The sequence below is a fragment of the Collinsella sp. genome, from assembly GCF_052346665.1.
Classification (GTDB): Bacteria; Actinomycetota; Coriobacteriia; order Coriobacteriales; family Coriobacteriaceae; genus Collinsella.
The window spans coordinates 1,463-10,609 of sequence record NZ_DAWDUX010000024.1 but is presented as its reverse complement, the minus strand read 5'-3'; the positions used below and the strand labels follow the sequence as shown (position 1 = coordinate 10,609).

At 63.3% G+C, this 9,147-nt stretch carries 8 protein-coding genes and 1 pseudogene; 2 read left to right on the top strand and 7 right to left on the bottom strand.

Going from position 1 to position 9,147, the window contains the following annotated elements; translation table 11 throughout:
- Both glyA and ACT8II_RS05785 read left to right on the top strand, forming a co-directional pair.
- Positions 1-443, top strand: a pseudogene (glyA, locus tag ACT8II_RS05790) (serine hydroxymethyltransferase); the annotation flags it as partial.
- A 382-nt stretch (positions 444-825) separates the two neighbouring features.
- Positions 826-2,271 (top strand): MDR family MFS transporter, encoded by a 1,446-nt coding sequence (locus ACT8II_RS05785; RefSeq protein ID WP_118653095.1) that lies wholly within the window; start codon positions 826-828, stop codon positions 2,269-2,271.
- 125 nt (positions 2,272-2,396) lie between these two features.
- Here the strand turns inward: ACT8II_RS05785 and ACT8II_RS05780 are convergent, their stop codons facing one another.
- The 7 genes from ACT8II_RS05780 to larA all read right to left on the bottom strand — a co-directional run.
- Entirely contained in the window at positions 2,397-4,301 is a 1,905-nt protein-coding gene (locus tag ACT8II_RS05780; RefSeq protein WP_443813296.1) for a heavy metal translocating P-type ATPase, read from the bottom strand.
- A gap of 105 nt (positions 4,302-4,406) precedes the next feature.
- On the bottom strand, positions 4,407-4,625 hold the full coding sequence (locus tag ACT8II_RS05775; RefSeq protein ID WP_294159796.1) for a cation transporter: 219 nt from the start codon (positions 4,623-4,625) through the stop codon (positions 4,407-4,409).
- 102 nt (positions 4,626-4,727) lie between these two features.
- A complete protein-coding gene (locus tag ACT8II_RS05770) occupies positions 4,728-5,063 on the bottom strand; it encodes an ArsR/SmtB family transcription factor (RefSeq protein ID WP_294159798.1) in 336 nt (111 codons plus the stop codon).
- Between the two features lie 318 nt (positions 5,064-5,381).
- Complete coding sequence (locus ACT8II_RS05765; protein ID WP_407495838.1) at positions 5,382-6,548, bottom strand: hypothetical protein; 1,167 nt, start codon at positions 6,546-6,548, stop codon at positions 5,382-5,384.
- Positions 6,549-6,877: 329 nt separating this feature from the next.
- Positions 6,878-7,168, bottom strand: a complete 291-nt coding sequence (locus ACT8II_RS05760; RefSeq protein WP_294159803.1) for a hypothetical protein — start codon at positions 7,166-7,168, stop codon at positions 6,878-6,880.
- A 219-nt stretch (positions 7,169-7,387) separates the two neighbouring features.
- Entirely contained in the window at positions 7,388-8,119 is a 732-nt protein-coding gene (gene larD / locus ACT8II_RS05755) for a D/L-lactic acid transporter LarD (RefSeq protein WP_294159805.1), read from the bottom strand.
- Between the two features lie 99 nt (positions 8,120-8,218).
- Positions 8,219-9,147: nickel-dependent lactate racemase (gene larA, locus ACT8II_RS05750; protein WP_443813292.1), on the bottom strand; the 929-nt coding region annotated here is incomplete at its 5' end.

Sequence of the window (9,147 nt, the reverse complement as noted above, 5' to 3'; positions counted from 1 at the left end):
TGGCGTTTGGCGAGGCGCTGCGCCCCGAGTTCTCGACCTACATCGATCATGTGGTGGAGAACGCCTCCGCGCTGGGAGAGGGCATGGTCGAGGGCGGCCTGCGCCTCGTGTCCGGAGGCACCGACAACCATCTGTGCCTGGTGGACCTCACGCCTGCAGGCATCTCGGGCAAGGAGGCCGAGACGCTGCTCGATGCGGTCGGCCTCACGGTGAACAAGAACTCGATCCCGGGGGAGACGCGCTCGCCGTTCGTGACGAGCGGAATTCGCGTGGGCTCCGCCGCCGCAACCACCCGCGGCTTCACGGCCGAGGAGTTTCGCGAGATCGGCGGCCTGGTCGCGCGCGTGGTGTTCTCCCCGCAGGATGCGCGCGAGCGCATGTGCGTGCGTAAGCGCGTTGAGACCCTGCTGGAGGTGCACCCGCTGTATCCGGGAATGGCGTAGCGCGAGTATGACGATTCTCGTCTGTCAAGGAAAAATCTGTTGACGTTGTCATTTTGCCGGCTGTATGGTTGATTGCATGTTCAATCACTGCCGACATATCTTCTGGCTCGTCGTTCGCCGCGACCTCCACGCGTTCAGTGGGGAGCGGACGTTGGCGGGTGCCAGCCGCACTATGAGGTCGTGCTCGCTGATCTGATGGGCGCGCCGGTGATTCCGGCTGGCGGGGGCACAGCGCCCCGTCGCAGGGAGGGCGCATCGCCCTCCCGATCTCTATAGCTTCACTGCAATCGAATACCGGCATCGACCCCGTTTCCAGCATGTATGGCACGGGTGCGATGCCATGTGTCCCGCATGCACATGCGGGGGAGAGGAGTGCGCGCATATGTCACATGCCGCATCCAAGCCGCGCGTCGATAAAGACGCGGTTGTCATCGTCGGGGTCATCACGCTCGGCGCGTTCGTCTCGCTGTTCAACCAGACCGTCATGGCGCCCGCGCTGCCGGCGCTCATGCGCGAGTTCGGGGTGACCGCCGGTGCCGCCCAGTGGGTCACGACCATCTACATGCTCGTCTCGGGCATCATGGTGCCGATCTCGGGCTACTTCATGGACAAGTACCCCACCCGCAAGCTCTTCTTCCTCTCGATGGGGCTGTTCGTGGCGGGTACGGTGATGTGCGCCCTGTGCCCCAGCTACCTGCTGCTCATCGCCGGCCGCGTCCTGCAGGCCGCCGGCGCCGGCATCCTCATGCCGCTCGTGGGCACCGTGCCCCTGCTCGTGTTCCCCGTCGAGCTGCGCGGCACCGCCATGGGTGTCGCCGGCATCGTGATGGCGGCCGGCCCGGCCGTGGGCCCGGTGCTGGGAGGCCTGGTCATCGACGCCTGGGGCTGGAGGCCCATGTTCCTCATCATCGCCGCCCTCGCCGGCGCGATCCTGCTGCTCGGCATCCCGCTCATGAGGAACGTCGGCGCCCTCAAGAACCCGCGCCTCGACATCGCCTCCGTCGTGATGTCCACGATCGCCTTCGGCGGCCTGCTCCTCGGCTTCTCCAGCGCCTCCGATGCCGGCTGGATGAGCCCCATGGTGATCGTTCCCGCCGTCATCGGCCTGATCGCCCTCGTCCTGTTCATTCGCAGGCAGCTGTCCCTCGAGGTGCCCATGCTCGAGTTGCGCTGCCTCAAGACGCGCAACTTCCTCGTCGCCGCGCTCATGGTCACGCTCATCAATGCCGCGGTCGCCGGCACCAACGTGATCTTGCCGCTGCTTGTCCAAAACGGCATGGGCGCCTCCGCGACCACGACGGGCATGGTCATGCTTCCCGCCTCGATCGCGGGCATCATCCTGTCGCCCATCTCGGGCATGCTGTTCGACCGCATGGGGCCGCGCCTGGTCACGGTGGGCGGTATGGCGGTCATCGTCGGGTCCCTGCTCGGGTTCGGCGTGATGGGCACCGGCCTGACGGTCGTCATGGCCGCCACCTTGTGCGCCCTGCAGGCGTGTGGCCAGGGCCTCGCCAACATGCCGGTGAACACCTGGGGCGTCAACGCGCTGCCCGATGAGCTCATCGCGCACGGCAACGCCATCGCCAACACGGGGCGCCAGGTCTTCGGCGCGATCTCGACCGCGCTGCTGGTCACCGTGATGTCGTCCGTTCAGGCCAATGCCCTGGCCGGTGGCGCGAGCACAGCGGCGGCGACGGTCGCCGGCGCGGGCGCGGCGTACTTCGGCTGCGCGGCGATCGCCCTCGTGGGCCTGGTCATAGCCGTGCTCTTCGTGCGCGAGAATAAGCGCGGGACCGCTGCCCCGGCGCGCGTGAACAAGGTCAAGTAGGGCTGAATCGGCCAGGCTTGTCGCAAAGAATAAGGGCCCGTTCCTGCGAACGGGCCCTTTCTCATGCCGATCGGCGCTTTGGTTTGCGCGCTTCGATGGTGGGTCGGCGGCCATCGGGGACCGCGCTAATCCCGTTTGACGCTCATCGCGCGCATGGCGTTGAGGATGGCGATCACCGCGACGCCCACGTCGCCGAAGACCGCGAGCCACATGTTCGCGATGCCGACGGCAGCCAACGCGAGGATGAGCACCTTGACGCCGATGGCGAACACGATGTTCTGATGCACGATGCGCATGGTCTTGCGCGCCACGCGGATGGCGCGGGCGATGTTGCTCGGCTTGTCGTCCATGAGGACGATGTCCGCGGCCTCGATGGCGGCGTCCGAGCCCATGGCGCCCATGGCGATGCCCACGTCGGCACGGGTGAGCACCGGGGCGTCGTTGATGCCGTCGCCCACGAAGGCGAGGTTGCCGCGAGCGGTTTCGAGGATGCGCTCGACCTGCTCGACCTTGTCGCCGGGGAGCAGCTGGGCGTGATACTCGTCAAGGCCGAGCTGCTTCGCCACGGCGTGCGCCACCTCGTCGCGGTCGCCGGTGAGCATGATGCAGCGCTCGACGCCCGCAGCGTGCAGGTCGGAGATGGCCTGCTCGGCGTCATCCTTCACGACGTCGGCGATGACGATGTGCCCGGCGTACGAGCCGTCGATGGCGACATGCAGGATGGTGCCGGTGATCTTGCAGTCGTTCCAGCTCACATCATGGGCGGCCATGAGCTTGTCGTTGCCCACGAGCACCTCGCGACCATCGATGGTGGCCGCGACGCCGTGGCCCGATTCCTCGGCCGCCTGCTCGACGCGCCCCTGTTCGATGACGCCGTCATAGGCTTCCTTGATGGAAACGGCGATGGGGTGGTCGGAGAACGCCTCTGCGTGCGCCGCCATGGACAGCATGTAGTCGGGGTCGACCCCGCCCTCGGCGTGGATCGCGACCACGTTGAAGGTGCCGTTGGTGAGGGTGCCGGTCTTGTCGAACACGACGGTGTCGACCTCGGACAGCGCCTCGAGGTAGTTGGAGCCCTTGACGAGGATGCCGAGTTTGGATGCCCCGCCGATGCCGCCGAAGAACGACAGCGGCACCGAGATCACGAGTGCGCACGGGCAGCTCACCACGAGGAAGGTGAGACCGCGCAGGATCCAATCGGGCCATGCGCCCATGCCCAGCAGCGGCGGGATCACGGCGATGCCGAGCGCCGCGAAGGTGACGATGGGCGTGTAGACGCGTGCGAAGCGCGTGATGAAGTTCTCGGTGTGCGCCTTCTTCTCGCTCGCGTTCTCCACGAGCTCGAGGATGCGGCTCACGGTCGAAGCGCCGAAGAGCTTGGTGGTGCGGACGCGCAGGACACCCGTCATGTTGATGCAGCCGGAGATGACCTCATCCCCCTCATCTGCCCGGCGCGGCACCGATTCGCCGGTGAGGGCGGCGGTGTCGAGTTGCGAGGCGCCGTCGACGACGATGCCGTCGATGGGCACGCGCTCGCCGGGCTTGATGACGATGATGTCGCCAATCTGAACCTCGTCGGGATCGACCTGCACGAGGGCGCCGTCGCGCTCGATGTTGGCGTAGTCGGGGGCGATGTCCATCATGGCGGCGATGGACTTGCGGCTCTTGCCCACGGCATAACTCTGGAACAGCTCGCCGACCTGGTAGAAGAGCATGACGGCCGCACCCTCCGCCATATGCGGCTCGGTGTCGGGGAAGAAGATCATGGCGAACGCGCCGATGGTCGCGACGGCCATGAGGAAGCTCTCGTCGAAGGCCTCGCCGCGGCGGATGTTGCGCCACGCCTTGAGAAGTACGTCGTGCCCGGCGATGAGGTAGGGGATGAGGTAGAGCGTGAAGCTCGCGTACAGCGCGCCGGGCTCTCCGAAGATGCCCGCGAGTACGCCTAACTCGTCGAGGGCCATGACGGTGAAGAAGATGGCGAGCGCGAGGAGGATACGCTTGAGCCACTTCTTTTGCTTCTTGTTCATGTGAAAAACCACTCCAATCGGCGGTGCCGCCAGCATGTGGGGATGGGGTGCGAACCAAACTCGTCCAGGTCTTTGTCGCGATGCCTCGTTAGGGCGTGATGCCGATTAGCGCAGGATCTCGCAGTCGGGCTCGACCTCGGCGGTGAGCTTGACCACGGCGTCGAGGACGTTGTCGAAGTCCTCGTCGGCGGCCTCGAGGGTGAGCTTCTGGGTGAGGAAGTTGATCTTGGCGTCCTGGACGCCGTCGAGCTTCTTGATGGCGTCCTCGAGCTTGCCGGCGCAGACGGCGCAGTCGATCTCGTCGAGTTTGAAAACCTTACGCATGATGGGTTCCTTTCGGTTGGTTTGGAAATTGCCGGTGGTGGTGCCCGCCTCGATTTGGGCTTGCGCCTCGATTTGGGGATAGCCCCTGCATCGAGGCGAGGGTCACTCGCAGATGTGGGTGAGGCCTTGGTCCAGGATGGTCAGGACGTGGTCGTCGGCGAGCGAGTAGTGGATGTTGCGGCCGTCGCGCCTGAACTTGACCAGATGCGCCTGCTTGAGGATGCGCAGCTGGTGGGAGACGGCGGACTGCGACGCGCCGAGGGCCTCTGCGATCTCGTTGACGCTCAGCTCGTCGGTCATGAGCGTGTACAAGATCTTGATGCGCGTGGTGTCGCTGAAGACCTTGAAGAGATCGGCAAGGTCGTAGAGCAGCTCCTCCTCAGGGAGGACTTCGCCCTCTTCGCGAGCGCCCGGCTTGGCGGCATGGTCGTCTGCCATGATATTCAATGCACCTTCTTTCATATGAACAGATACTCATATATCTACTACAGATGATTATATGAACGTATGCTCATATGTCAAGAAGACCATTGCAAATGGCTGAGAATAACCAACGTCAATCTTGTGTTGACCGATTCATCTCGTCTTTTGCCTACGTGCGCGAACTGGATGAGCTTTTTCGTATTGTTTTGAAGAACTCGAAAGTAGCCGGAGGGCATAGCCGAGTGAATCCTGTGCTTTTAAGGGCAGCAAAGCGTCCAATACTCACCGGTTTCAGAAATCGATACGAAAAAGTTCATTGAGCTCGAGGTGGGTTTAGCGGCCTGTCCCTAACGGGCGGTATTCGTAGTAGGGCCAAGCGCCGAAAAGCGCATCGCGCATCTCTATTTCCCTCTGGGCCAATCGCGGTGTGGGGTTCGGGAGCTTTATGCTCAAGGTGTCGGAGAGGCGCCGTGCGAGCAGGTTGAAACGCGTGCGGTCCGAGATCTGCTTATAGGAGATGCGAATCACCTCGATACCCATGCTTTCCAATGCGAGTGCCCGGTCGTCATCGGCCTGAGCCCGATCGCGGCTGTTGTGAGCCATTTCACCTTGGCACTCGACGATGACCATGGGATGATCGGATGTGGCCTCCCACACTATGTCGCCGTACGCGTTTTTTAGTCCGCAAATTCTCTGGGCATTATCATCAAGCTTGATTTCAAGGTTGTTTTTAAACCCCGCGAACCCAAGACCTCCTACCCGCCGGGGCGACCCAATGAGGATGGAGGTTTTCGCCTCGAAGGGGGAGGCGACTTTCCCGGTCACGTATCGCATTGCCTTTGCTAGCCGGTTTCGCCCGCGCATTCCCTTCCCGGCATCGAGGATATGGTGGATGTCATCGATTTCGAGGAGGGGCTTTCTGACCCATAAATCGGTTGGTTTCCCCTGGGCGCTGGTGATGCGTCGCCAGGAATCGAGCCGCTCGAATTCGCCCTGTTTTACCGACTGACAGATAGCGTCGTCCATTTCTTTACTGGGGGAGTAGAGCGAAAACAAGCCGGTGAATTCGTATATCAGCAATGCGGTGTCGATGGGATCAAGATGGGTTGAGAGCATCAACAGCGTAAGGAGCGGAGATGTGACGGCGACGTCGAACGGTGTGTCGACAATCGCCCCTGCGGGCAGGTCCTTACTCCATAGATGCTGTTTCACAAGTGTTGAGGTCAGGCGGTCGTGGCCGAAGCTCAGCGCATGGATGGGGATGTCGATGATGCGTGTCGCGACGGGGCTTTGGCGGAGCCGCCCGCGGCCATAGGGAGTATCGAAGTCGGGGATCGGTGGAAGGGCATAAAAATAGCGGGGCGGTGTCCTGTAGTACCGCAGTGCGGATATGTCGCAGAGAACCTTTGTCATGGCGGACAGGATAAGGGACGCTCGCCTGTGGTGCAATAGATTCCCCTGAACGGTAGTCATTGCAAAATCAACGGTATCTACCTGCATGTTTGTTGCAGGTAATTGTCAGAAATGCGACTGATTTATGCCGGATGTTGTCAGTCGGTCCTTCGGATTTGGGGCAGATGCACGGCATGGACTGGCTGTCCGTCGGACGATTGCCGAACTTCGAGTGAAGTGCGGGTGTTTTGGGTTTGAGCCGTGGTCGCGAGAGGCGCCGCGGACGGTCTCGCGGAGCTTTTTCGTACTAATCCGGGGTTCGGCTGAGTATAGGTGAGCTTAAGCGTTTGATTTCGCAGGAAAAATATAAATGGTATGGGGTTCTATAGTGCAAAACGTCAATCCGATACGAAAAAGCTCAACAAGGAGCAGCGGTCCTAGGCTTCGGGGGTATCGAGCTCCGTCGGCAGGGGAATCGAGCGCTTTGCGGCGACGGGCATGAGTATCAGTCCCACGATGGGCCAGAGGAAATTGCTCAGCAGCGATGCGTTTTGGGCGTGGCCGAACGCCATGAGGATGAGGTCGGTCGCGACGTCGGCTATCGCGGACGGGATGCACGTGATCCCTATGAGCACGATGCCGAGTATGAGGCCCGCGAAGGAGGCCTTCTTGACCGCCTTGCGCGACGCGTCGTCCAGGCCGTTCCAATACCGCTTCGGGGCATTCATGGCATCCTCGATTCTCCGGGGCTTGAGGGACGTCGCTATTCTACCCATGGGGGCGGGATGCCATGGGGGCGTGCCATATCGAACCGGGGCGCCCTGCGCGCCGTTCGACGGGTGACGGGCAGCGCGGCGCCGGCCGACGGGCGACCGGAATCGAGTCGCCCGCCCGGGGTCGATGCGGCCGTCGGGAGGCATCGCGGGGCGGGCGCGGGAGCGCTTCCGCTAGAACGAGATGCCCAGCACGGAGGTGACGAACAGCGCGGCGGCGATGGCGCCGGCGAACGGCGCGATGCCGGGCACCACCAGGCCGTAGAGCCAGTTGTTATCGACCTTGCCGCGAATGGGGAGCAACTGGTAGGCGATGCGGGGGCCGAGGTCGCGCGCCTGGTTCATGGCGAAGCCCGTCACGCCTCCGAGCCCCATGCCCACGGCCCAAACAAGCAGGCCCACGCCGATGCCCAGGCCGAGCAGGTCGTCGCCCGCATGGGCCGCGATGCACAGGATGCCGGTGAGGAACACGAAGGTGTCGAACGCCTCGATGCAGAAATTACGCACCAGGTTGTAGGACTCGGGCGTGGGGTTGGTCGAGAAGATGTTGCGGATGGCGACGCCATCGACCTCGCCTTCGGAGGCGCGGAAGTCATCTGCGTAGATAAGCCATGCGATGCATGCGCCTGCAACGCCGCCCAGCATCTCGGCGATGGCGAAAGGCACCACGCTGTTCCAGGGGATGAGGCCAACGATCGCCTGGCAAAGGGCCATGGCGGGGTTCATGCACACGCCGCCAAAGATGAACAGGCACACGCTGATGCCAAACGACCAAGTGGTGATCGCGAACATGTGGCCGGAGTCGCGGTACTTACTGCCCTTGAGCGTGATGTCGCAATGGACGCCGACGCCGAAGACGATCATGAGGGCGGTTGAGGCGAACTCGGCGAGGATGGGGGTGATCATGTGGTTCCTTTCGATGGTCGTTTCGTCTGAGGCGATCGTTGCCGCCGTGTGTCGTGCTGGTCTGTCGGCGGCGGCGATCTTATTTGGCGGGCCGAGTCGTCAGCGCTGAACGACAACGCCAAGCCCATCGGGGATGATGGCGAAGCGCGCGTTCGGCCCCTTGAGCTCGCGGGCCAGCTGCACGGCCTCGTCGACGGTGCTTGCGGGCGTCATGTGCATGGCTCGAATCATGTCGTGGTCGCATAGGTCGCTCACGAGGATGACCGGATGATGGGCGAGGATGCGCGCGAAGATTTGGGCGGTCCACTGGTCGGGCAGCGTCTGGTCCTTGGGACGGTCGATGCAGGAGCGTTCGAACGCAGCGGGGTCGTTTTCCGCGATGTTCTTGAAGAAGCCCTCTCCGCCGTGGCCGTCGGCGCATCCCGCGACCGCGATGATGACGCCGCCTTCGTCGAGTGTCGCCTCGGCGGCGGTCATACCCTTGACGGCCTGGTAGATGTTCTGGTCGAGCGGGTAGCCGCCGTTGGTGGTGATGGCAACGTCGCAGTCCACGGCGCGCACGCCGGCGAGCCCGCGTACAAAGTCGCAGCCCGCCTCGTGCGCCGCATGGATGTCACCCGCGAACGCCCCGATGACACGGTGCTCTCCGTCCAGAACGACGTTCAGGATGAAAGCGAGGCCCGCCATTTCGGCGGCGGCCATCATGTCGTCGTGCACGCGGTTGCCCTCGATGATGCCCGCTCGCGACCGCGGGTCGTGCACGAACTGCCCGTTGTGGTTGTACATGATGGTCTTGTAGGACGCCACGCCCGGCAGCACCGACTTGCGAGACCCTGAGAAGCCGGCGAAGAAATGTGGCTCGATGAAGCCCTCGGCGAGTAGCAGGTCGGCTTCGGCTGCGATACGGTTGATGATGCACTCGCCGCCGGAGGGCAGGGTCCCGATTGCGACCATCGCCTCGTCGTCGGTGGCGACGTGCATCACGATCTCCTCTTCGGCGACGATGCGTTCGCCATACTTGTCCACGA